This is a genomic window from Enterococcus sp. XAF26B05_ASV22 (assembly GCF_056727285.1).
Window position 1 is genome coordinate 289,919 of the sequence record NZ_CM161538.1, and the last position, 23,172, is coordinate 313,090.

The 23,172-nt window shown below is 35.4% G+C and carries 22 protein-coding genes; 15 read left to right on the forward strand and 7 right to left on the reverse strand.

Annotated features, from left to right (window positions below; all coding sequences use genetic code 11):
- Positions 1 to 57: 57 nt before the first annotated feature.
- Entirely contained in the window at positions 58 to 1,863 is a 1,806-nt protein-coding gene (locus AC1PU0_RS01525) for a M3 family oligoendopeptidase (protein ID WP_206848251.1), read from the reverse strand.
- A gap of 161 nt (positions 1,864 to 2,024) precedes the next feature.
- Here AC1PU0_RS01525 and AC1PU0_RS01530 point away from each other — a divergent pair, with 161 nt between their 5' ends.
- From AC1PU0_RS01530 to AC1PU0_RS01550, 5 genes are all read left to right on the forward strand, one after another.
- A complete protein-coding gene (locus tag AC1PU0_RS01530) occupies positions 2,025 to 2,489 on the forward strand; it encodes a VanZ family protein (RefSeq protein WP_242596474.1) in 465 nt (154 codons plus the stop codon).
- 202 nt (positions 2,490 to 2,691) lie between these two features.
- A complete protein-coding gene (locus tag AC1PU0_RS01535; RefSeq protein WP_206848253.1) occupies positions 2,692 to 3,087 on the forward strand; it encodes a YxeA family protein in 396 nt (131 codons plus the stop codon).
- 77 nt (positions 3,088 to 3,164) lie between these two features.
- Entirely contained in the window at positions 3,165 to 3,374 is a 210-nt protein-coding gene (locus tag AC1PU0_RS01540) for a hypothetical protein (protein WP_206848254.1), read from the forward strand.
- 408 nt (positions 3,375 to 3,782) lie between these two features.
- A complete protein-coding gene (locus AC1PU0_RS01545) occupies positions 3,783 to 4,508 on the forward strand; it encodes a YebC/PmpR family DNA-binding transcriptional regulator (protein WP_111248088.1) in 726 nt (241 codons plus the stop codon).
- Between the two features lie 173 nt (positions 4,509 to 4,681).
- Complete coding sequence (locus tag AC1PU0_RS01550) at positions 4,682 to 5,080, forward strand: DUF1801 domain-containing protein (RefSeq protein WP_069654131.1); 399 nt, start codon at positions 4,682 to 4,684, stop codon at positions 5,078 to 5,080.
- 143 nt (positions 5,081 to 5,223) lie between these two features.
- Here the strand turns inward: AC1PU0_RS01550 and AC1PU0_RS01555 are convergent, their stop codons facing one another.
- Genes AC1PU0_RS01555 through AC1PU0_RS01565 form a run of 3 tightly spaced genes read right to left on the reverse strand, consistent with a single transcriptional unit; the run spans position 5,224 to position 6,128 of the window.
- Positions 5,224 to 5,709, reverse strand: coding sequence for a type 1 periplasmic-binding domain-containing protein (locus tag AC1PU0_RS01555; RefSeq protein ID WP_242596472.1), 486 nt, complete (start codon positions 5,707 to 5,709; stop codon positions 5,224 to 5,226).
- On the reverse strand, positions 5,706 to 5,954 hold the full coding sequence (locus AC1PU0_RS01560) for a LacI family DNA-binding transcriptional regulator (protein ID WP_422851639.1): 249 nt from the start codon (positions 5,952 to 5,954) through the stop codon (positions 5,706 to 5,708). The genes AC1PU0_RS01555 and AC1PU0_RS01560 overlap by 4 nt, the downstream gene beginning before the upstream one ends.
- An 18-nt stretch (positions 5,955 to 5,972) precedes the next feature.
- Complete coding sequence (locus tag AC1PU0_RS01565; protein WP_181429494.1) at positions 5,973 to 6,128, reverse strand: hypothetical protein; 156 nt, start codon at positions 6,126 to 6,128, stop codon at positions 5,973 to 5,975.
- Positions 6,129 to 6,353: 225 nt separating this feature from the next.
- Between AC1PU0_RS01565 and AC1PU0_RS01570 the strand changes: the two genes are divergently transcribed.
- From AC1PU0_RS01570 to AC1PU0_RS01585, 4 genes are all read left to right on the forward strand, one after another.
- Positions 6,354 to 6,722 (forward strand): hypothetical protein, encoded by a 369-nt coding sequence (locus tag AC1PU0_RS01570; RefSeq protein ID WP_069654130.1) that lies wholly within the window; start codon positions 6,354 to 6,356, stop codon positions 6,720 to 6,722.
- Between the two features lie 89 nt (positions 6,723 to 6,811).
- Positions 6,812 to 7,801, forward strand: coding sequence for a tagatose-bisphosphate aldolase (lacD, locus tag AC1PU0_RS01575; RefSeq protein WP_206848255.1), 990 nt, complete (start codon positions 6,812 to 6,814; stop codon positions 7,799 to 7,801).
- 118 nt (positions 7,802 to 7,919) lie between these two features.
- Complete coding sequence (locus tag AC1PU0_RS01580; protein WP_206848256.1) at positions 7,920 to 8,414, forward strand: YehS family protein; 495 nt, start codon at positions 7,920 to 7,922, stop codon at positions 8,412 to 8,414.
- Positions 8,415 to 8,500: 86 nt separating this feature from the next.
- Complete coding sequence (locus AC1PU0_RS01585) at positions 8,501 to 9,418, forward strand: helix-turn-helix transcriptional regulator (RefSeq protein WP_479998646.1); 918 nt, start codon at positions 8,501 to 8,503, stop codon at positions 9,416 to 9,418.
- Between the two features lie 139 nt (positions 9,419 to 9,557).
- Here AC1PU0_RS01585 and AC1PU0_RS01590 read toward each other — a convergent pair whose 3' ends face one another.
- Positions 9,558 to 13,019 carry a M60 family metallopeptidase gene (locus tag AC1PU0_RS01590; protein WP_479998647.1) on the reverse strand — a complete coding sequence of 1,154 codons (3,462 nt, stop codon included), beginning with the start codon at positions 13,017 to 13,019 and terminating at the stop codon, positions 9,558 to 9,560.
- A 628-nt stretch (positions 13,020 to 13,647) separates the two neighbouring features.
- Here AC1PU0_RS01590 and AC1PU0_RS01595 point away from each other — a divergent pair.
- Complete coding sequence (locus AC1PU0_RS01595) at positions 13,648 to 15,168, forward strand: helix-turn-helix domain-containing protein (protein WP_206848259.1); 1,521 nt, start codon at positions 13,648 to 13,650, stop codon at positions 15,166 to 15,168.
- Positions 15,169 to 15,172: 4 nt separating this feature from the next.
- On the opposite strand, the gene AC1PU0_RS01600 is transcribed toward AC1PU0_RS01595, so the two are convergent.
- Both AC1PU0_RS01600 and AC1PU0_RS01605 read right to left on the reverse strand, forming a co-directional pair.
- Positions 15,173 to 16,264 (reverse strand): helix-turn-helix domain-containing protein, encoded by a 1,092-nt coding sequence (locus AC1PU0_RS01600; RefSeq protein WP_479998648.1) that lies wholly within the window; start codon positions 16,262 to 16,264, stop codon positions 15,173 to 15,175.
- Between the two features lie 89 nt (positions 16,265 to 16,353).
- Positions 16,354 to 16,659 (reverse strand): helix-turn-helix domain-containing protein, encoded by a 306-nt coding sequence (locus AC1PU0_RS01605; protein ID WP_479998649.1) that lies wholly within the window; start codon positions 16,657 to 16,659, stop codon positions 16,354 to 16,356.
- A 262-nt stretch (positions 16,660 to 16,921) separates the two neighbouring features.
- On the opposite strand from AC1PU0_RS01605, the gene AC1PU0_RS01610 reads away from it, so the two are divergent.
- The 5 genes from AC1PU0_RS01610 (at position 16,922) to AC1PU0_RS01630 (ending at position 23,118) form a co-directional block, all read left to right on the forward strand.
- Positions 16,922 to 17,611: a winged helix-turn-helix domain-containing protein gene (locus AC1PU0_RS01610; protein WP_111248082.1), complete on the forward strand. Its 690-nt coding sequence runs from the start codon at positions 16,922 to 16,924 to the stop codon at positions 17,609 to 17,611.
- Positions 17,612 to 17,942: 331 nt separating this feature from the next.
- Positions 17,943 to 21,107: a MucBP domain-containing protein gene (locus AC1PU0_RS01615; protein WP_206848261.1), complete on the forward strand. Its 3,165-nt coding sequence runs from the start codon at positions 17,943 to 17,945 to the stop codon at positions 21,105 to 21,107.
- A gap of 23 nt (positions 21,108 to 21,130) precedes the next feature.
- Positions 21,131 to 21,472 (forward strand): LPXTG cell wall anchor domain-containing protein, encoded by a 342-nt coding sequence (locus tag AC1PU0_RS01620; protein ID WP_206848262.1) that lies wholly within the window; start codon positions 21,131 to 21,133, stop codon positions 21,470 to 21,472.
- A gap of 4 nt (positions 21,473 to 21,476) precedes the next feature.
- Complete coding sequence (locus AC1PU0_RS01625; RefSeq protein WP_340689564.1) at positions 21,477 to 22,286, forward strand: WxL domain-containing protein; 810 nt, start codon at positions 21,477 to 21,479, stop codon at positions 22,284 to 22,286.
- Between the two features lie 28 nt (positions 22,287 to 22,314).
- Complete coding sequence (locus AC1PU0_RS01630) at positions 22,315 to 23,118, forward strand: WxL domain-containing protein (protein WP_206848263.1); 804 nt, start codon at positions 22,315 to 22,317, stop codon at positions 23,116 to 23,118.
- The last annotated feature ends 54 nt before the right edge of the window (positions 23,119 to 23,172 follow it).

The window sequence follows — 23,172 nt, forward strand, 5'->3', positions numbered from 1 at the left end:
TTTTTGTATACCAGTCAAAAAGAAGCGTCAACGAAATTACGTGGACGCTTCTCAACACTAGTTAATATATCCTTCTGTCAATTCCATAAATTCATTCACATCTTTTAACACTTGGTCGATTCCAGCTTGCCAGAAATCAGGTTGTGTTAAATCAACCCCAAGATGTTTTTTAGCTAAATCCTCTGAAGTCATTGAGGCTGTATCGCGAAGTAAAGCAATGTACTGATCTTCAAAATCACTACCTTGTTTATTTGCATAGGCGTAAATTCCCATGCTGAACAGGTAACCAAAGGTGTAAGGGAAATTGTAAAACGGTACATCATCAATAAAGAAATGCAGTTTACTTGCCCAAAAATGAGGATGATAGGTCCCTAAACTGTCTTGATAACTTTCCTTTTGAGCTGTAAGCATCAAGTCAGTTATTTCATCTTCACTAAGCAATCCTTTTTGACGAGCTTCATAAAAGCTATTTTCAAAAATAAAACGAGAGTGGATGTTCATAAACATTGCAATAGCATTTTGCATTTTAGTGTCTAATAAGTTGATCTTTTCTTCAGGAGTCTTGGCTTCTTTAAGTGTTGCATCAGCAACAATCAATTCTGCGAATGTACTAGCTGTCTCTGCAACGTTCATTGCATATTCCCGATCAAGACTTGGCAGGTCCCACATCACGCTGCTATGGAACGCATGGCCTAATTCATGAGCTAACGTAGCAACTTCATTGATTGAATTTCCAAATGTCATAAAAATTCTAGATTCTTGGGATTCAGGAAGTTCAGTACAATAGCCACCAGGGCGTTTATCTGGACGATCTTCCGCTTCAATCCAACTTTTTTCGAAAGCACCTTTAGCAAATGTTGCCATTTTGGGACTGAATTTTTCAAAGTTTTCTAAAATAAAATCAGCAGCTTCGTTAAAACTATACGTTTTTTCTTGTAAATTGCCTAAAATAATTGGAGCATCTTGGTCTTGCCAGTCCATTTTTTCTTTTCCAAACAATTGTGCCTTGCGGGTCAGGAAATCGATAAAGGGTTGTTTATTCTTTTGAATCGTTGCCCACATAACATCGAGTGTTTCTTTTTGCATACGGTTATAGTTTAACGGTTTTTCTAAGAAGTCGCTCACACCGTGAAGTTTATAGTTACTTAAACGGAATCCATCCAAATGATTTAAGGTATCTGCTAATAATGGCGCTTTGTCGCTCCAAGCTTTTTCCCAGGAATTAAACAATTCTGCACGTACTTCTGGGTTAGGATCACTCATCATTCGGTTAAAAGCTTGCCCAGCTGAAAGCATAGTAGTGTTATCGCCCTCTTTAAATGGAATCAAAATACTTGCTACTATGGTGTCATAGTGGCTACTCCAAGCATTTAGTCCATCTAACGACAAAGTGTTAATGATGTTTTCCTCTTGTTCAGTTAATAATTGCATGCCATCGCGACGAATTTCATTTAAACGAAACGCAATGGATTCAAATGCTGGCAAAGCTGTAACAGTTTGCCAATGCTCATCAGAAATTTCTGTCAATTTTTTCGTGAAAATAGTTTCTGCTAATTGGATAGCTGGTAATAAAGAAAAAAGATCACCAGATAAGATTTTTGCTTTTTTATCCTTTGTATCAGCAGATGATAATGCATTGATAAAACTGTTACACTGTGAAAAACCATCAGAAATAGTTCCTTGTAAAGTTAAAATTTGTTGTAATTCTTGGTAATCTGCATCATTTTCTGGTGTCCATTGTTCAATCAACTGGTGATAGGTTTTACTTTGCTCTTTCAATTCTGTTAAGCGTTGTTCTAATTGTGTCGAGTGGCTACCTCCAGGGAAAATACTGTCTAAATCCCAAACGAGCGAGTAGGTCATATCCAATTCCTTCTTTCTTAATTCTGTTTCTTCTAGTATATCATAAGAAAAAAAGATTGAGCGATTGTTTATTTTATTTAGAAAAGCTACTATAATGAAAGTAACTGAAACGAGGTGACAAATTGAAAAAACAATTAAAAAATAGTAATTTCTATATAGTTATGGCCTTTTTGATCATGGCTGTTTTATTTTACAGTTCTTCTCAAACGTATGAACAGCAATCACAAGTAGGCTTACTAGATAATATGTTGAGTAATCATCCATTTGAAGAGCAATTAAAAGGGATTTCGTTTAGCTATGCAGGAAGCGAAGTAAGTATTCAAGCAAGAGGGTATGCGAAATTTGTGGAGTTCTTCATTCGTAAAGGAGCTCATTTTGGGACATACTTTTTATTAGGTGGTAGTTGGTTTATTGGCTTAAATATGAAACTCAAACAACCACTTTTAATCGGCGTTGTTGCATGGCTTGCAGCAACAGGATACGCTGGGTTAGATGAATACCATCAGATGATGACAGGCGGACGTACCCCCCTATTTCAGGATGTAATGTTGGATTCTATCGGAGCCCTTACAGCGGTTGTTCTTTGTTTGCTCGTAATTGGGATTAAAAAATTGAGAAAAAAATAGGTTTGATAGAAACAAGCGTAAAGATAGATAATGTAATCGTGTTAAAAAAATAAATGAAGTAAGGCTGTGATAATCAGCTACTTGCTTCATTTTTTTGTTGATTTGATGCAATATCAGTCTCTAGGTGGATGTAGATAGACAGAAAAAAATCTATTATAAGGAGAGTATATGGGATTAGACGAAGAGAAGTGAGGGGCACCTAATGAAACAATTCTGTCAATCGGTACTAGCGATAATTCTGACTATAGCAATCAGTGTGATCGGGCTTAGACTCTACACTTGCAATAACACCTCAACTGTTGCAACTATTATCGATCAATTCAATCCGTTAGTCAAAATTGTAACGCTTTATACTAGGACAACTGAAAATTATAAGTACAAATACCCCGATGCAGTGACTAAAATAGAAAATTTTGCATATGTTCAAACGTGCTATACCAACAAAGGGGAGAAACGAAAAGTAGAGTATATTTCATTTGGAAAGGCATTAGAACCAAACAAGTTTCTTAAATTAACGGTTAAAGGTCAGAAAGTTTTAGGGTGGGAAGAAATCGAAAAACAAGAACTGCCAGAGAAAATAAAGCCATTATTATGGTGAAATGAAAGAATTCTTATGTAGAAGATAGCCTAATTTAAAAGAATCCCTTTTATAATAACAAAGGGGAGTGATAAATCATGCAAATTATGAGTATCCATAAAAGTCAGAAAAGAGATACATCAACGTTATCTGAACTAGGAATGGTAGCCTACCGTATTTTTTCAGATACGGGCTGTATCAATATTCAATTACTGAGTGGCAAACAAGAAGAACGTACAATTCCATTTAAAGATGGAGAAGTAGTTAGATTTCGTGATGTGGATGTCCGATTAGATGTGATAGATTAAAACGAAAAGAAAGCGGTTGGGACAAGAGTTTTTAATCTCGAGAAATAAGAAGGAATGTACGAAAATTGATCTTCAAATTTTTGTGAGGTTCAGCTTATTTCCGAAGGGATTGCTTCTGCTCCCACCGTTTATTCGCATTTTGGGTGTGGAACAAAAGTGATTTTTACTTTTTGTTCCACACCCTTTTTTACGGCAATCTGCTTTAAAAAAAGAGTAAAGGTTGCAACTATATAGAAGCATAGTAAAATAGAAGGTGAATAAGTATTCTAGGACTATTTAGCTTTAAGAGTTAGTCTTTTTGGAAAAAAATAAAAATAATTGAGACTGAGAACACCTCAGTTATTTTTTCCTATTTTCCTGATAAGACTGGACAAGCTCTTTCAACTTTTTGATGAGGAGGAACAGACAATGGCAGGTCACAGTAAATGGAAAAATATTCAAGGCCGTAAAAATGCACAAGATGCAAAACGGGGTAAGATTTTCCAAAAATTATCAAGAGAAATTTATATGGCAGCAAAAGCAGGTGGTGCTGATCCAGCAACCAATGCTGCGTTAAGACTGGTTATGGATAAGGCGAAAGCAGCTAATATGCCTAATGATAATATTGATCGTGCAATCAAAAAAGCCAGCAGCGCAGGGGAAAATGAACAGTATGATGAGATTACGTATGAAGGATATGGCCCTGCAGGAGTTGCGATTTTAGTCTATGCGTTGACAGATAATCGGAATCGAACGGCAACGAATGTCCGAGTTGCGTTTACTCGAAATGGTGGCTCTTTAGGTGAAACGGGTTCTGTTAGTTACATGTTCGATCGCAAAGGGTATATTGCAATTGAGCGTTCAGGACTGTCTATCGATGAAGATACGATGTTTGAAAATATACTGGAAGCGGGCGCAGAGGATTTGGAGACTTCTGAAGAAGTGTTTGAAATCTATACAGCTCCAGAAGATTTTACGACAGTTAGAGATGCCTTAGAGAAAGATGGCTATACTTTGGCACAAGCTGAATTGACGATGGTACCGCAAACGTTAGTGGAGTTAGAAGAGGAGCAACAGGAACAACTGCAAATACTGATTGATAAACTGGAAGAAGACGATGATGTGTCAGAAGTCTTCACCTCAGCTGACATGTAGATGGTTAAAATAGTGAGGTAGGGACAAGAATGCTTATTTCCGAAGGGATTGCTCCTGATCTCACCGTTTATAAGGAGGTAGTAACTGACTCATGAATTACAGCATTAATCAATAAACCATCAAATTATCACTGTGGAGGATGGGTGATTAGAAAATAGTAAAAGAGGGATAACATGAAAGAAATCATAGATGAAAGTGTGGCAACTGTTTTTGAACAGTACCCTGAAGATTATCGAAAACCATTATTGGTCCTTCGTGAATTGATTTTTGAGACGGCAGCACGTTTAACAATTGTTGGTGAGTTGGAAGAAAGTTTAAAATGGAATCAACCTTCCTACGCTACAAAAATAAGCAAGTCAGGTAGTCCGATTCGTATCGATCGTTTTGGTGCTGAAAAAGTAGCAATTTTCTTTCATTGTCAAACAACATTAGTAGAAGAATTTAGAGCGTTGTTTAGTAATGTTTTTGAGTTTTCTAAAAACCGAGCAATTGTACTTGATCCCGAAAAAGAATGGCCTATCAATGAACTAACTTTTTGTATTGAACAGGCTTTAACTTACCATAAACGCTAAACTAAAAAAAACTATAAAATACAAGGCATGGTCTGTTGTATGGTATAGTCTTTTTTTAGTTGGTAAAGAGTGAAATGATTTTTTTCATATCTCACCAATTCTATACACGTTTAATATAAGGGATAGAGACTATTTTCTTCCTCTCACAAAAGGTGAAAAGCAGCTTTGCCGCAATGATTGATAGGATGATTGATCGTAGAAAAATTGAATAGCCTACTTGAAAGTAAATTTTTCTTGCCAATCACAGTCACTTGATTTGAAGAAAGATGCTGTAAAATGCCAACAGCAACATCATCTCCATTGGTAACGATCACTTGAAGGTCCTTCAAACCCGTGAAATGAATTCCGGCTTGAATCCCATCTTCGTATGTGCGACAGTTTCTAACAATCATGGACTCATCTGAATAGCCGATGATATCCCTGTAAGCTTGCAAGACTAATCCAGTGCTGGCACTTTCTTTTTCCATTCGTCCGACGGCTAAACCAATTTTCTCATACCCTTGTTCTTTCAGACTTGTAAATAAATCAATATAAGATTCTTCACGCTTAATTGACACGCAGGAAATAGGGAAATCACCAGTATCTTCACAACAAACGATTGGCGCATACTTTAAATAGCGTGCAATCAAGGGTGTGGGACAAAAGTAAACATCATTTTGATGTGCGCCCTAAATGCGAATAAACGCTTCTGTCCCAGCCTCGTAATGATCATGCCATCCCACGCTTTTGCATTTGGTATGTAATCAAGCTCATGCATGATCTGTGTGATTTTTGCTCGTTTTTCCTCAGATACATAAGGATGATTAGTCAAAACATGAGAAACCGTAGTGACTGAATAACCAGATAGTTTGGCAATATCACGAATATTCGCCATAAGGAACTCCTTTCACACCTAGTAACTACCACTTATAGGACGAAAAATATTGCTTAAAAAAGGTATCAAGTGATTACCGTAATCTATAAAGTGGTAATGTTCTTCTTCATAATCAAAGCAGATAAAGTCAAGCTCACCTTCTTCTCCAAACGTTAATCCTTCTATTTCAGCCAATTTTACTGCTTTATCGATCGGTTAATTCAAGCATACGATTCATCATAACGTGATACCTCCTGTCTTATTTTTACTATAAAGTATGAAACGCGTATCAGGTCAAGAAGAATGATTTACTATATTTTGCTCTAAACATTTTTATCTGGATAAGGATCTATATTCCTATCTATTCAGTGGATGTGGTAAACTATGTGTGAACGAACAAACGTCAGGAGGAAGTGGAAAATGCATTTTATTTTTAATAATTTATTTTATATTGCGTATATTTCAATGATTGTTCTTTACGGATCACTAAGTCCAAGTCAATTGACCTCGAGTGCTAAAAAAAGTTTTCGATTATTTGGATTATTAATATTAATTGTCATTTCTCTGGATATGACCAGCTTTATTTTAGGATTTAAATACCATTTTCTGAAGGATTTTCTATTGTATGCTCAAGTAATTTGTATGTTTATCATCTTATTCCAATTAAAAAAATCTTCGTTAAATAAGATCAACATCTATAGCTATCTGTTTACGCTGATTTGTTTAAGTATTTATACGGTTTATTCTCTTACTCAATTATGGGGATTTATAACTACTGTCATCCTATAAGGCTTGGCTTTTGTTTTTCTAAATTGTAGCGAGTATGCTCAAAAGTAAGAGAGGTTTATTCCTCGAATAAGAGTAAAGGAGCTATTATTATGATCAAAATCAGTCAAGCAAAAATGGATGCCCTCAATCGTTTGTCTAACGAAAAAGGATTAATTGAAGCATTGGCGATCGATCAACGAGGTTCTTTAAAGAAAATGATTGCAGATGCTAGTACAACAGCCACTGGAGAAGAAATCGTCGATTTTAAAGAAGTTGCTTCCCGAGAGTTAACCCCTTATGCTTCGGCGATTTTACTTGATCCAGATTACGGATTGCCAGCAACTAGGGTGCGGGATAAGAATTGCGGATTATTATTAGCTTATGAAAAAACAGGCTATGATGCTTCAACACCGGGTAGAATGCCAGATTTATTAGAAGATTGGTCTGTCTCACGTTTGAAAGAAGCGGGTGCTGATGCTATCAAGTTCTTACTATATTATGATCCTGATGAATCGGCTGCAATCAATCATTTAAAGCATGTATTTGTTGAACGGCTAGGTAGCGAATGTTTAGGAGAAGATATTCCGCTTTTTGTTGAAATTGTGACCTATGATGCTGAAATTACGGACGCGACTTCTGCGGCATTTGCTAGAGTTAAACCGCTTAAAGTACTAGAATCAACGATTGAATTTTCTAAACCACGCTATCATATCGATGTATTAAAAATGGAAGTCCCAGTTAATATGAATTATGTGGAAGGTTTTGCTGAAAATGAAGTCATTTATAGTAAAAAAGAAGCTTTAAGCTATTTCAAAAAACAAAGCGATTTGACTGAACTCCCATTTATTTTTCTAAGTGCAGGTGTTTCTACACCATTATTCCAAGAAATATTAGTATTTGCAAAAGAGGCTGGGTCAAAGGTTAGCGGCGTCTTATGTGGGCGTGCCACTTGGCGAGAAGGCGTGAAACCATTTGCTACAAAAGGCGAAGCAGCTGGTCGTGATTGGTTTGCCACACAAGGCAAAGAAAATATTGAAACATTCAATGAAATCGTTGATCGTTGTGGAACTTCTTGGCGTTCGAAGGTTGAGGTTTTGTAGTACATGTAGAACAAACTTCAAAACCATTCATTTGTTCTGGCGAATCAAAACAAATTGATGCATTCTCTGAAGGAAAGCTTTATACTAAGATTAATGATAGATAATCTGGAGGAGAAAGATGAATAACAACGATATATTGATTCGTTTGCGCTATGTATTAGATATTAAAGATACAGATATGATCAAAATTTTTAAGTTGGGTGGTTTAGAGGTCTCAAGAGAAGAGTTGCGAGTATTATTAACAAAGCAAAATGAAGAAGATGAACTTCCCCGTGATGCAGTTTGTGATAATCGTACATTAGAAGCTTTCTTGAATGGCTTGATTCCCTATAAAAGAGGGACACCACCTGTGAAAAATGGTGTAGCTCCTAAGCCAACATTCTTGATCACTAGCCAAAGTAACGTCAATAATGTATTGCTTAAGAAAGTAAAAATTGCTTTAACACTTACCAGTGATGATATGCTGGATGTTTTGAGACTTGCTGGGGTTTATGCTTCAGATAGTGAGTTAAGTGCTATTTTAAGAAAAGAAGGTCATCGAAACTACAAAGAATGTGGGGACCGATATGCAAGAAATTTCCTAAAAGGATTAGCAATCAAGTATCGGGAATAACAGCATGAATAGTGAAATAACGATAAGGATGAGACTAGTGAAAGAAGCTAGTTTTGTCCTTTTTCGGATTTGAGGAGGAGAATGGTATGAAGAAAATCGAGCGAATACTGGCCATCATCGTTTTACTTCTAGAAAATGAAATCGTTTCAACTGCTCAATTAGCACAACGCTTTGATGTGGCAAAAAGAACAATTTTTAGAGATATCGAAACGATTGAATTAGCTGGTTTTCCGATTGTTGCTCACGCAGGCCGTAATGGCGGTTTTTCTCTGGTGGATTCTTTTAAATTGCGAACATACACGTATAGTGGAGAAGAAAAACAAGATATTCTGAACGCGCTGGATGTCCAAGAAGGGCTTTTTGGAATTTCTGATCAACAAAAGACAATCAAAGAAAAAATTACACTGCTGCAAGAAAAAATGAATCAAAACGGAAAAATCAAAAACAAATTTTCCTTTGAGTCACCAACGATGCATCGCCCAGAAATTGAGATCGAAACTAAAACAAAAATCAATTACCTCAATCTTGCGTTAAAACAAAATCGAAAGCTAATAATTAATTATGTGGACAATAAAGGGGATCATACGCGAAGAACGATCCATCCCTATGAACTGATGTTAACGAACGGTAGTTGGTATATCTATTCTTATTGCGAAGAGCGAGAGGCCTTTAGATATTTTAAGGTCACCCGGATTCGACAACTTATGATTCAAGAAGTAAGCTTTGACCCTATTGATTATTGCAATCAAAAACCTACTGAAAAAGAGGAAGAGATCATTCAATTACGCTTTAAAAAAGAAGATTTAGGAAAACTGTACGATTATTACACGGAAGATGAAATGATAATAGCCGATAATCATGTTGATATAAGAGTTTTTGCCAATCAACAAAAAACGATTTTACCCTTTTTAATGATGTTTGGTAATGGTGTAAAAGTGATAGCACCTCAAACATTACAAAAACTGCATAAGGATGAAATCACAAAGCTGAATGAGACCTATTAAAAAATAAGGGTGTAGAACAAAAGTAAAAATCACTTTTGTTCTACACCCTAAATGTGAATAAACGATGGGAGCAGAAGCAATCCCTTCTGTCTCAGCCTCTGCGAATAAAGTCGATCAAGTTATCTGCAGTGTCCGTTATTTATGGGACTATTGACAATGTCCAAAGCAGCTCACTAGAAAATGAACCGATCATTTTATTTGCTGTATCTGGAATCAAGAGGTGGATACTAGGAGTATCTGTCGTTGGTTCATTAAAGTAAAAACGATACGTTCCGCCACCTTCGCCAGGTTTAGCTACTAAAACAGTTTGAATAGACCCTTGTTCGTGTTCATCAAATGTCAAAGTGAATTCTGAATTTATGATGGAAGGGACTTTCGTTCCATCTGATTTCTCTTCAGCGTAGAGGTTCGAGACAGAAAAGAGAGCGCCTGCTAAAACCTCATTGTTAGAGGTTTTGAACTGTTGGCTTTGCTGAACTTGTAAGTTCCAATTTCCAGGCTCTGGTCTAGTATCTGTAATTTCAACATAATAGGTTGATGCAGGTAACTTTTCAGCAGTAACATTCATTGTATTTCTTGAAATAGGATGAGTACCAAAGTGAATAGGTGAAACAAAATCGATGGATAATTTGCCTTCTTTGGTATAAATATAAGTAATAGTTTGGTCCTCCACAGTAAACAGTCCAGTACTCTTTTCTGGTCCTTCTTTTAAGGAATAGTCTTCAATTTCTTTAGGAGAAGTTGTAAAAGATGTACCGATTTTCCCACTTAAATGATCTGGACTTGCAATGGGCACATGCTGCTCATCTACGTAATTGACAGTAACTTTCCCAACTATTTCTTCAGGATTTTCGTATAGTTTCAAGCCCATATCTGTCACTAAAAAGTATTGTGTAGGTCCATTGAAAGTCTCATATTTTTTTCCTTCAACAAAGGCGGTTAAAGCTTTTGTCACATACTGTTTGCTGTCAGCATCAAGCGAAATACCCTCTTTATTAACTCTAGAATGTGTGAGTTCTATCACATCTCCAGTTTCCAATACGATATGTTGATCATTGACCATTTTAGTAAAGGCGTTGGCCCGGGTATTATTTTTTACTTCTATTTGAGTAGGTGTTTTCTCTTTGTTTAGATAGGTTACTTTCATAGTGACTAAAGGCGTTGTTGAAGGATCTGTTCCATTCATGGTATAAGGATCTGCTCCTTGGGCAACAAGATTTTTTTTGTCTTTATCATATGTCAAAAGTGTTCCATATCCGCCGTGTCGAGGGATAACGATCGTATTTTCAAAATAGTAGTGAAAAGGAACCGAATACTCTCCTACAGAGCCAAACAGACTATTTTGAGCTGTGATCGATACTGTCTGGCTAAGATAGCTAGATAAGGTTTGCCCTTGTTTGATACTTTGCACAGGAAGTGTTGTTCCAAAAGAAAACGTCACATCCCCATTAACAGGATTATCATAGCTATCAATAAAATCGTCTGTAGTCAAGGCTTTTGAGATAGGAAATTCTGTTTGTTTCCATTTGACTACGGGGGTGAAATCAAGCTCTTTCCACCCTTCAGGAGTAATGATGTAATAGTAGGTATCCTTGGTTGTTGTAACCTTTTTACCGTTTATGTATCGAGACACTCGTCTGGTTGATTCCCGGTGATAAATCTCTATAATATCGTTTTCGGCTACTTTAAATGTATTTAATTTATTGGCAAAACCAATTCCTGTATCTCGACCATACCCTTCAGCATATAGTTTTTTCTCTTTCATTTTTGCACTATAAACCGTTACTTTAGGGTAGATATTATTTGGGATATTTTGCAAGATCTGCTTGTGATTTCCGATAGCAACAAGCTCTTGTGTACTAGGATCATAATCGATAGCAGCGTAAGGACCATTTTGCCCAGCCATGACATACGTATTGTTCGGGATGATTTGAGTTGGAACGCTGAATCTATTTTTAATCATCCGCTCGTTTTCAAAATAGGCATAGCCGTCTTGGATAGCAAAATTTGTAGGATCAGCAATATCACTTTTTAGATAGCGAACGGGAGAAGCAATCGGTTCAGAACGAAGATTAGAAAAGTATGATTCCAAGGAAAATCGATTCATTTCTTCAAAAGGAACCTTAAGAAAAGTGGTTGCAGTATTCAGGTCTGCATAAGGCAAGGTATAAGTGTGATCTGAAATGCGATATGTCCCGTTTAGCTCTTCTTGTTCTGTTGCCAGGATATCTTTCCAAATTTCTTTTTCGAGTTTTGGTAAATGAAGGTCTGCCAAGGCTTGCTTCGTCTCATCCGTTAACGAGAAACGCCAAAAATCAAAATAGGGAGTCAAATCCCGATTGGCTATTTTTGAAGCCATGATAATAAAAAATTGTTTTTTCTCATCACTAGTACTTGGTAAATCAGATGCAGGAGTTGCTCGATATAGTTTATTAAGCTCAGGATAAAAGCTATAGCCAAAAGTTCTAGGCAAAGTAACATACATACCTAATGCAGCAAAATAAAAATCTGTTGGGTATTTAGCGATTTCCGCATCCATGTTCCATAAAGGATCATTTTGTACGTTGGTAAAATAACGAGCGACTTTTGCTCTATAATTATTATTTTTGTTATTTGGACTCATGATGGCGTCATAAGGACTATTGTTGCCAGCAAGACTAGATTGTACATAATCTGAATAAATATTAACAGTTACCTCACTCATATTATCCCAAGTGTAAAATGGATTCTGGTAAGAGTGCCCTATCTCATGAAATAGCCCCCAGTTTGTCATATTCTCTCCAGAATTAAAGACTTCTCTATCGCCTGTTGTCGCACTATGCATGCCTAAATAAAAATCTGTACAGTAAAATTTTCCGATACCATCTGAAGGATTGGCTATATGAATCCGCTGTGGCGCTTTTTTCGTAATACCAAGGCCGTTGAAGTCAAGTCCAGCCGCATTGTTTTCAAGATGCAGAGCTTGGGACACATACTTCATAAAACGATCAACTTGTTCCCCTTTTAGAAAAATATCTTTTGCCCGATCCATTCGGATAGTGGCAATCGTATCATCGTTCACGAATTCCATAAAAGGCACATCACTAAATAGTTCCAAGGATGCTTTAAAATCTTCAATAGAAGTTTTTCCTTGTATGAAATAAGGAACATTGATGGTTTTAGAGAGACTGACATGGATCGTTTGTGTTGTAGAGGAATTGACTAAATAAACCATTCCGCCAGTCAGCGTATTGGTGAAGCGGTTTTCTCCTTGTTGGAGTTTTGCTTTTCCAGAATTGAACTGAAGTTTTCCATTTGTAAGTCCAGCAACATTTGTATAATTTCCCCATTGCCCAACGCGCAATTCTAAATTCTCTGGTGCTTCATCTACGTAAATGATGATTTCTTCGTCTTTTGGTAAAAAAATACCTGTAGATTCAAAAGAGGTGTGAGCATTCCTTCGTTGATCTTTTCCCTGTTCCGTTTTTGCGTCGCCTCGAGGAATGATTGTCATTTTTAATAAATCAGCTGATTCAGCGTAAACGACACGCGAGTAAAACGCTATGTTAACAAGGGTGGCAAGAGTAACTAGCCAAAATAAATGCTTTTTTTTAATTTTCAATGAAGTAATTCTCCTTATCGTTCTGTCATAGTGAGTATTTACAATGAACGCTAATATGTATTGTGGCGATAATACATTATATAATTTTTTGGAAAAAAGTTCTTTCAACTAAATTTATATAGGAAGAAAAAAAAGAAAAATAGAGTAAAAGTCATATATATAAGAAGTGAAGGCTAAATGAGCGAGGGTGTTCTTCATTTAATAATTTTTTTAGAATTATTTATTTAGTGAATTAAGCATTTTATAGAGAGAATGAAGAATTGAATATGTGAATTTTATAATATAAATATAACTTTTTAAAGAAAAATACGAATAAAAAAGAGTTTGAAATATTCTGATGATCGTGAAAAAGAACGCGCGCAAAACACCTACATAGATGGGTTCTTATAGGTTTATATCGATAAAATATGGATTTCGATAAATAACCATTCTTTTTTTTGTCGAAAAAAAGGACGTAACAAAGTAAATAAAAAAATAAAAATATTATATTATTAACTAATGTTATTTCAAAAACTTCTTAACAAGTGGAAGAAAAGGAAAAAACGAAAAATAAGAAACAGTTATGATAATAAAGATGTCGAAAATGTTGGAAAAAGAAATGAAAACCATAAAAAGAAGGTGAATAGATGTGCGTATTTTTTTGGACGATGTTTATGATAGACGTATAAGTGTTTTAAGTTATGTAGATAATCAAAGAAAGGAAGTGAGCTTATCAGAGATAGGAAAAGCAACTAAACTTTCAAAAAAAACCGTTTCAATGATTATTAAGCAGTTTGAACAAGAATTAGATGTTTCGAAAGAGCAATTTGAAGTATATTACACTAATCAAACAATGCAAGGTGTATATGCAAATAATTTAGATATAGTGAGTATTAGTAACAAACATTTAAAACATTCTATTTTGTATAAAATGATCAAACATCTTTTTTTGATGAATAGGATCGACGCCATCACTTTTTGTGATATAGAATTTATAAGCCCGGCGACATTCTCTCGTCATAGAAGAAGACTTAAGAAAATATTGAGTCGATGTGAATTAAGTTTAACGCGAACAAATGAGATAGAAGGCGATGAATTAAGAATCCGTAATTTCTTTTTTCTATTTTTTTCAAATGCTTTAAACAGCTGGGCATTCGATACAGATAGCTATGTAGAGATAAATGATTACCTAAGTAGCAATATAAAAGAGTGGGACAAGATCGATAGTATTAAAAAAGGGAAATTATGCTTATTGCTTTATATTTGTAATGTTCGTTTTGGGCATAAAAAATATATAGAGAAAAGTATTCTATCGAAGTTATCGGAACAATTTCAGGAGGGTTTTTATACAAAGTTATTATTTGACTACTTTCACTTACATAAGAAGAGAACGGAACAACAGTCATGGGATGAGACGAGTTCAGTATTATTTTTAATGTATAAAGAACGATTATCACATGAAGAAGCATTTGAAATTGAAGAATATCCTAAATATTTCAATGAAACGAATTTTCAGTTTACGAAGTACAGTAATCTATTAACGAATAAAATAATGGCTACTTTTTTTCAAGGAGTGACGAATTCATCGATTTATTGGGAGATAAGGAAAGAAATAGATATGATGCACTTGTTATTTGAGACTAGCTTTGTTGATCCAAGAATGTTCTATTACATTTACGATGAAAAAAGTTTTTATTATGCGGACACAGCTGAACAAAAAATTCAGTTGAGCATTAAAAATCTTATGCATGAATTGATTGAAGAGACAGAATATAGCCTGTTTTTTGAATCAATCAAAAAATCTATCAATCAAGAAACATTGATAGATTATGTCTATTTAGTAGTCTATACACTTTTAACGAAATTCCTACAAATGGACTTTCCGAAAGTGAAAATCTTGATTCGGAACTCTAAAATATTCGTAGAGCCGATTATACGTCAAAAAATCAATTTGATTTTTAGCGACAAAGTTGAATTTGTAGAAAATAAAAGCGCGTCCCCAGATATTATTGTGACGGATGTTCAGCTAAAACAAGCGGAGCCAGAAGCGAAAGTAATCTTTATTTCATCTTTTTCAAACAGCTTTGATTTTTCTCTGTTGCTAGAAGAAATAGAAGAAAAGATTTTAATGCTTTACTACGAAAGAACGCTACTAGTAAAAAATGAGTAGGTCATTAGTACTTGAATTGCGGATTATGAAGTGAATAAATTTTACCACTTATAAATAAAATCAAGGCATTCCAAGTGTCAGGATCATGAGAATACTCAAAATGGAATGTTTTTGCATTTGTTCGTTCCGATTCAAAGGAGTCAGAAATAATGATGTCCGCTTTATCAGAATCAAACGTAAAATCTAATGTCGAATCGCCAAAAATAATCAATAAGTTATTCTTAACAAAATCATAAATAAAATTATTAGGCGAATGTTGAATAAAAATCAGTAACTTAGCTTCTTTTTCAGCACTTTTCAAAATAGAATGAAAAAATTTAGCCATCAAAGAGATAAAACCTGGCTTCATATATTTTTTTAATAGGGGCTCAGAGACTAAGGAATCTGTTACGAATAATCGATAAGAAGCTTCATTTGGAGAAAACCATTTTGCTTTCGACTCACTGGAGTCATTTACTAGAAAACGTCTAAAATCGACACCAATATAGCGAATATATAATAAATTTATGATTAATAAATAATAATTTTTTAGATAATTATCGCTTGTGAGTCTTATATTGTATGATGCTAATAATTTATTTAAGATTTTTGTGGTCAAGAGAGCGAGTGGAAGTTCAGAGTTAATAAAATGTTGTGCGATATTCTGTTTTTCTTCATCCAAATCAATATTTGCGACAAGAAACCGTGATAAAAACCCAAAGAAATAGGCTTCGCTTTGTTTATCGATGGACTCTAAATCGACTTGTTTCAATTCTGAAAATAGATGTGTAGGAGCTGTTTGTTCGAAAAAATTCAGATAGATCATAAATTCGTTAGATAGAGATAAACGTTCCTTCCTATAAAGGACACGCCAAAAAGTAACATTTTGAAAGTATCTGACTCTATTTTTTTGTGAGAAAGATAGTCGATCATCATTTACAGCTATTGGAAGGATCTGGAAAGCACTTGGTGTTTTTTCAAATGGCCATTCCACTCCTTTAAAAACGATCCAAAACAGAATAAAGCCTAGCACACGAATATTTTTTTCTTCCCCAATGATATTCGTCTGATAAAGCGTAGCTGAGAACGATATTTTTAATTGAAAAGGCGCTAACATCGCTTTTAAACTTTTCAAATTCGAATAGACATGGGAAGGGCTTAGATTTAGATCTTGAGCGAGTGCTTCAACGGATACATAATGTCTTTTTAAAGAGCTGCTAAAATCGAAAATTTCTGGGAATTCTTAATATAGTAGAGTCTCATTGAATCAATCACATAACTGAAAGTTAGCGAATCTGCTAACTCAACAGTATAAACGAGTTTTCTCTTGCGTATTTTCACTTGTTTCTGAGTGAATACACTATTGAGATCATCGGTAAGTTTTTGTTTATATCGATAAAAAGTTTTGCTAGAAATAGTAAATTTTTTCATCATTTCCTGAGTAGTTGCTCCGTTTTGGGCATAGAGAAGTTGTTTTAATAACTCAAAGCGAAGGGCTTCATTTTTCTTCATGAAGAGCGATTCCATAGCCTAACAGCTCCTTTAACGATTCATGTATTGCGTAAATACATACGTATAATAACATAAACTCTTTTAGGAAGCTTGTAAGGTCTATTTTGAATGATTTTCAGATGAAATTTCAATTAGCTCCGACCCCTCTGAATATGTTGAAAACAATATAAATCAAAATGATTTATCATAATGAATATAAAATAGATACGAAAATGAAATATAAATAATGTCTATCTAACGTTGAATAGGAGAGAATACTAAGATGTATAACATAGGAATACTTTATCCAAACGAACCAGCAGAGAACATGATTGATTATGACGCATTAAGAAAAAAATATAATGTAGTTGATCTAGACGAGAATATTGAAGAGATCGATAAAGTACATGCGGTATTTATGCGAGAAGAAGAAACGTCAGATTTAAGCACTATTTGTGATTTGATTTTTAAAATCAAAAAGAAATCAGACTGCTATATCTGGATTGCTACTGCAACAGAAAATTCAGTAGGGAAGCTTGTTTATTTACAGTTAGGGGCAGATGCAGTATTTGGCGCCCATAAAGAAGTGAAAGAAATCGAATTGATCATGGATAATGCGCTATCTCGAATGGGTCAAAAGAAAGTAGAAAGCTCTTCTACAAAAACATCTTTTGGCAAGAAAGATATATTCGAATTAAATCCTAGTAACATTAGTGTTTTTATAGATGGAGGAAAAGAAGTTGTTTTAACGAAACTTGAATATAAAATAATAGAAGTTCTTTTAAAAACACCAAATACAGCGGTTAGCTATGAAACCATTTACCAAAAAATTTGGAATGACGATTTATTAGAAAACAAACAATATCGTGTAGCGAACGTTGTGTATCATTTAAGAAGTAAAGTTGAAAAAAATATTAAAAAACCTGAATATATAAAAACAGTCCGTTCGAAAGGCTATATGTTGAGTATTTAGACAGAGTGTCTTGTTTTTAAATCGGTAATAGTTATATAGGAAGAGAGTTTTCAAAAATAAGATTATCTAGCAGTAAATAAGGGGTTTCGTTTCAAATAGTTCTTCTTCCTCTGACGATGTTGAAAGAAAAGATGAGTTAAATAATATATCATAATATTTGTTGATTGTTTGTTTATTAAATTGTTTTGTAAATATAAAGTATAAATTTAATTTGAGCTTTCTTCTTTTAAATTAAATATAATTTGAAAGTTGAAATAAATAAAAAGTAGCTCATTGGGGGAGAAAACGTACCAATGAAGAGACTAAATTTTTAAGAAAGGAGGAAAAGGAAATGAAGAAAAAAGTATTATGGAGCACAGTTGCAGCTTCAATAATGTTGGTAAGTTGGGGTTTCCTTGCAAGTAATAACAGTATCAAAGCAAAAGAAATTCCGACGAAGGAAACGTCGGTATCAACAAGTGATTCTGAGAAAAAGACAGAAAAAAATTCTCCTTTAAAACCTGAGTTGAGGGGTGCCTGGGGAGCAAAACCAAGTGCGCCACTGGCTATTTTTGGACCGACACGACCAGATTTGTATAAATCTATGATTCCTGGTGTAGCAGAAAGTTTTCCCAATAAGTACTCTTTTCAGCCGAAAATCACTGCTTTAACAGATTTGTATAGAAAAAGACCTGGAAGAGCCGAAGAACTTATAAAGCCCGGATCTTGGCCACCGTATGATTCTCTTAAGCAAACTGACGTTGGGTACTATTTACTCGGCACTCATATGGGAATCAAAAACGGTCGTTGGATTGATCTTAAATTAGAATATGCAGATATCGGGCCTGTGAAATCTACAACTGAAACAGTGACGGTTGGAACGAACAAGACTCTAACAGCGGGGATGGGGACAGTCCATCTAGCGTTTGCTGTAGCAAGTTCAAAGAATACGGAGCCTATCTTTAGGATGAGTTTTATTGATCACGAGACTGGAGAGCCAGTCAAAATGGATTCAGGACATGTGACTTTTAATGATATCGATTATACCGAATGGATGAAAGTAACGCCAACGGGTAGTGGGAAGTTTGACTATATCTCAGCGAGAAATGATAACGGAATTTTAACGGACACAGCCAATTTCACTTCTGAGCAGATAACGATGATTTCACCAGAAGATTCAAATGTGGCAGACGACGACTTTACACGTTTTTTTACCATAGGATATAGCAATGTGGATTCTCTTGATATTCAGTACTACACTGGCGGTACAGCAATCAATATGTCGCAGTTAGAGGTGCCAGAAGCCATGTTTGAGTTAGAAACACCCAGTCTTGTGTCAGATGTCGATGGTAATTTAGAGGATGAAGTGATTACATCATCACTGATTCAACCAATACCATATCGAGCATCAATAGGGAAGTTGACAAGCCTTGCATTTGAGGGGACTGTAGATGACAGTATGAGCTTTATCAAATCAGATATTCAGGTTTATGACAAAGATAACAAGAATATCACTACCAATTTTATCTCAGCCTTAGATCCAAAAAATCCGCAAAAATTTACATTGGTGGCACTCCCTGCATACACGGATACTTTAGTTAATAAAACAGATCAGTTACGTATTGATATTAAAACAACGCTTAATAAAACGAATGATGCGTATAAGAAGTATCAGAATAACGCAACGGGGCAATTGACGATTCCTTTCCAGATGAAGTTGAAATATGCCAATGCTGGTGGAGTTGATTCGGGTAATTTAATAGAGTTAGATTCAAATATTGCTTTTGGCCATATCAATTTGAAGAAAATCACTATAAATTACAAAGACGATTTAGGCAAAAGCTTACAAGCATCACAAACTAAATTAGGATTTTTAGGGGAGTCTGTTACCTACAGTGCACCTACTATTGAAGGCTATAATTTAAAGTCTCCTAAAGAAGTGGATGGAACGGATAATTTTACAAATACAGAAAAGAATGTCGATTATGTGTATGAAAAAGTGACGCCGAATGTAACGCTTGAAAAATCAGTAGATAAAGCCAAAGCACAACCAGGCGAAACCCTACATTATAAATTGAACATTGGGTCTGTACAAGAAACACCTAAGGACTTAGACACAAGAACAATATCTGTTGAATACTGGGATGATTTGGGACAAAAAATCAGAACAGACAGTACCTATACGATGAAAAAGGGATCAAGCTATGATTTTAGTGAGATACCAGCTGTTGAAGGGTTCGATGGTATTGCAGCAACAGTCACTTCTAATGCAAAAGGCACAGTTAGTGATGACGATATTGTGATTAAAATAAGTGGCTTTAAAGCGACTCTTGATATGCTTGTACAAAAGAAAGTCCGATATGTGGATGAAAATGATCAACCCATTTCAGATGATGTAACCTATCTAGGAAGAGATAAGTATATACCAAATTATTCAGTCAAAGCGAAAGTAATTCCAGGGTATGTGATAAGTGATGGACAAGAAAGTTATCCTGTTACCTTTGATACAACATCACCCGATGAATACGTATTTAAATATCGTTCATCGAGAAACTACAATTCACTAAAAATTACAGAGGTACTAGATTCGAAGTTGGAAAATCCAACCAACTTTACTTGGAAATCAAAAGAGAATGTAGAGATTCCTAATGATTCAATCACGTATGATGAAGCAACTCGTAAAATCACAGCAACCTCACCAACAGATGGAATTGCTTTTAATCATGAGTCAACGATCGAATTCGATGCGAAAGTGGCTTCAACTGCAACAGCAAATGATGTAATCTCGCAAACAGCTAATTTTAAAGCAGGTTATCTTGCAGATGGTACCATAGACGTTTCGACAAAAACGCCAGCAGAAACACTGGTCACACTGGAGTCACAAGTCATTGTGAAATTTATTGACGAGAGTGCTGATACACCGCAGATTGCGGATGAGCTAACGTTTACACAAGAAATTGGTACGACAATCGATTTATCAAAAGAAAAATCAGTACAAGATGTAATTGAGAAGTTGAAGAAAAAATATGAGCAAATTTTACCAGCTCCTGGTGTTGTTGAATTTAAGCCTGATACAACGATAGCAGAGTTTAAATTTAAAGGTCGATTAACGTATGTTTCTTCACCAGAATCGTTTGATTTTGGATTGGAGGTTTCTTCTTATAAGAAAATCCGTATAGATGATCCTAAAGTAGTGGGAATGCCACTCATTGTTTCTGATACTAGGGCTAAATCTCCAGGATGGTCACTAAAAGTGAAGCTGACAGAAGAATTGTTAAACGAGGATGGAAAAACCACACTTAGAAATGCAGTTCGCTATAAATCAGGTGATACAGAAACGATTTTAAACAATCAGGCATTAAAAGTTGTTCAAAACGTAAAATCTGGAGAATACGATGTTAGTAAGGATTGGAGTTCAGAGGGTGACGGATTTAAGTTGGAAATTGCACCCGGTGCAGTGAACGCTTTAGGGAAGTACCATGGTGAAATTCTATTCGAGTTAGGTGAGACACCATGATGATAAGGAAGGACGTTAAAAAGATGAAACGAAGTAGTTATATCAAGGTTCTCTTTTCCTTAGTAGTCATAAGTGCCTTTTTCTGGGGAACTTCCTCTATTGCGCAGGCTGAAAGTGTTCAAACAAATGGAGACATCGTTATTCGCGATAATTCAACGGAACCAACAACGGAACCAACAACGGAACCGACCAAGTCGACTTCAGAGCCACCAAAAGTGAAGAAACCAGTAGGGCGTTTACCTTCGACGGGTGAGTTAATAACGATGAGTGTATCAATCAGCGGTATTCTTTTGGTTATTGGAATATGTTTATATAGGTTATTCCTGAGAAAAAAATCAAAAAGTACACAAGGGAAGGAGCTATAAAACAGTGAAAAAGAAAGTAAGAATGAATGTTGTTTTATCAATGCTCCTATTAAGTAGTTCCCTTGGAATGCTGTTGGGAAATGCTGTCTATGCTGAAGGACTTTCTCCAGATATGGAGGTTGGTTTTTCTGGCCGAGAGGATGAGGGGGATGGCATTAAAGATCCTGAAAATCCTGACGTAACAGTAGCAGGTGAGCCCAATACGGCTTCAAAAGAAAGATTACGAATTGATTTCGCACCGAAATTATCATTTAGCAGTGGAGAGGTAACGGATAGCGATAGTGATTACACCGTAAAAGCTCAGTTGTTTAAAGATAAGCTGATTCCAGCAAGAGGAAACTTCATTCAAGTATCAGATTATCGTACTAATCCTACTGGCTGGTTGCTACAGCTACGTCAAGAAAAACAATTTACCCATACGGAAAAGGCAGGAATTGCTTTAGACGGAGCTGTGCTTTCTTTTGATAAGTCATGGACGAATTCAAAAAAAAGCCCTGAATATGCGCCACATGTTTCTAAAGAAATTATCCGTTTAACCAATGTTGGTGAAACGTACAATATAGCAGAAGCTGATCTTGGTAATGGCGGCGGTACGTGGTCGATTATATTTGGAGCTTCTGATCAAAATAAAAATGAAAATGATCCCACTCTTGTACCAATGATAGATGATAACGGAAAGCCCGTTATGGATTCGTCACTTGGCAAGCAAATATATACAAATAGTGCAATAAAATTGTCTATCCCGGGGGCAACTAAAAAAGAACCAGGAACTTACACTACGGTGCTAACTTGGATTATTTCCGAGCTACCATAAATAAAAAAATCTTTAGGAGGAAACACAAATGAAATTAACACACAAATTATGCGGAGCAGCTTTATTAGCAGCTTTAGGAGTATCAATTGCTTTACCATCAGTAACGAAAGCGGATGAACCAGGGAATGCATTACCACAAGCAGGAATGGATATCCAATTTACTAAAAATACTGGTAGCGGTACTACAAATACTACAACAAATTCAAATGGTGAGGATGCAACAATTACTTCTGGATTAGTATCAACTGATGCCGGAACTTTCGGTCTGAGAGCTGGAACACCGTTAAACTTTGGTAAAGATAATTCAGCAGCATCTGGTACTAGCCGTTACTTCTTTGCAAAAAATGCTATTTTAGGACTTACGGGTGGGGAAGAGAAAACTGTAGAAAACTATATTTCATTTGTCGATGACCGTTCAACAGTTGACCACAGATATCAAATTACTGCTGAAATCACAGAACAATTGCATGCAGTGTTTCAAGGTAAAACTACAGAACTTACTGGAGCAGAATTAAGCTTCTTAAACGGAACTATTTACAATGAAGATACTAAAGGTGCAGAAAGTGACTTAACACCAACTGCTCCAATTTCTACAAATCCTGTTACATTTGGTAATGCAACAACAATTCTAGACAATACAAACGTAAATCAAGGTCGTGGGAATTACAAGATTATTTTTGGAAACATGGCAGAACAAGGTAACGCTACAGATTCAGAAAAATCTATTAAATTAACTGTCCAAGATAATTCAGAATTATTTGCGGAGACAGCTTACACAGGCGGTATCACTTGGAAAATGAATAATATACCAACAGCACCTGCAGGAGAATAATAATTGTAGCAAAGACTGTACAAGAATTAATCTAAAAAATTATTGAAATCAAAG

Coding starts and splice junctions, on each gene's coding strand:
- AC1PU0_RS01525 (WP_206848251.1), bottom strand. CDS start 1,863: ATGACCTACTCGCTCGTTTGGGATTTAGACAGTATTTTCCCTGGAGGT.
- AC1PU0_RS01530 (WP_242596474.1), top strand. CDS start 2,025: ATGGCCTTTTTGATCATGGCTGTTTTATTTTACAGTTCTTCTCAAACG.
- AC1PU0_RS01535 (WP_206848253.1), top strand. CDS start 2,692: ATGAAACAATTCTGTCAATCGGTACTAGCGATAATTCTGACTATAGCA.
- AC1PU0_RS01540 (WP_206848254.1), top strand. CDS start 3,165: ATGCAAATTATGAGTATCCATAAAAGTCAGAAAAGAGATACATCAACG.
- AC1PU0_RS01545 (WP_111248088.1), top strand. CDS start 3,783: ATGGCAGGTCACAGTAAATGGAAAAATATTCAAGGCCGTAAAAATGCA.
- AC1PU0_RS01550 (WP_069654131.1), top strand. CDS start 4,682: ATGAAAGAAATCATAGATGAAAGTGTGGCAACTGTTTTTGAACAGTAC.
- AC1PU0_RS01560 (WP_422851639.1), bottom strand. CDS start 5,954: ATGGCGAATATTCGTGATATTGCCAAACTATCTGGTTATTCAGTCACT.
- AC1PU0_RS01570 (WP_069654130.1), top strand. CDS start 6,354: ATGCATTTTATTTTTAATAATTTATTTTATATTGCGTATATTTCAATG.
- lacD (WP_206848255.1), top strand. CDS start 6,812: ATGATCAAAATCAGTCAAGCAAAAATGGATGCCCTCAATCGTTTGTCT.
- AC1PU0_RS01580 (WP_206848256.1), top strand. CDS start 7,920: ATGAATAACAACGATATATTGATTCGTTTGCGCTATGTATTAGATATT.
- AC1PU0_RS01585 (WP_479998646.1), top strand. CDS start 8,501: ATGAAGAAAATCGAGCGAATACTGGCCATCATCGTTTTACTTCTAGAA.
- AC1PU0_RS01600 (WP_479998648.1), bottom strand. CDS start 16,264: ATGTTAGCGCCTTTTCAATTAAAAATATCGTTCTCAGCTACGCTTTAT.
- AC1PU0_RS01605 (WP_479998649.1), bottom strand. CDS start 16,659: ATGAAGAAAAATGAAGCCCTTCGCTTTGAGTTATTAAAACAACTTCTC.
- AC1PU0_RS01610 (WP_111248082.1), top strand. CDS start 16,922: ATGTATAACATAGGAATACTTTATCCAAACGAACCAGCAGAGAACATG.
- AC1PU0_RS01615 (WP_206848261.1), top strand. CDS start 17,943: ATGAAGAAAAAAGTATTATGGAGCACAGTTGCAGCTTCAATAATGTTG.
- AC1PU0_RS01620 (WP_206848262.1), top strand. CDS start 21,131: ATGAAACGAAGTAGTTATATCAAGGTTCTCTTTTCCTTAGTAGTCATA.
- AC1PU0_RS01630 (WP_206848263.1), top strand. CDS start 22,315: ATGAAATTAACACACAAATTATGCGGAGCAGCTTTATTAGCAGCTTTA.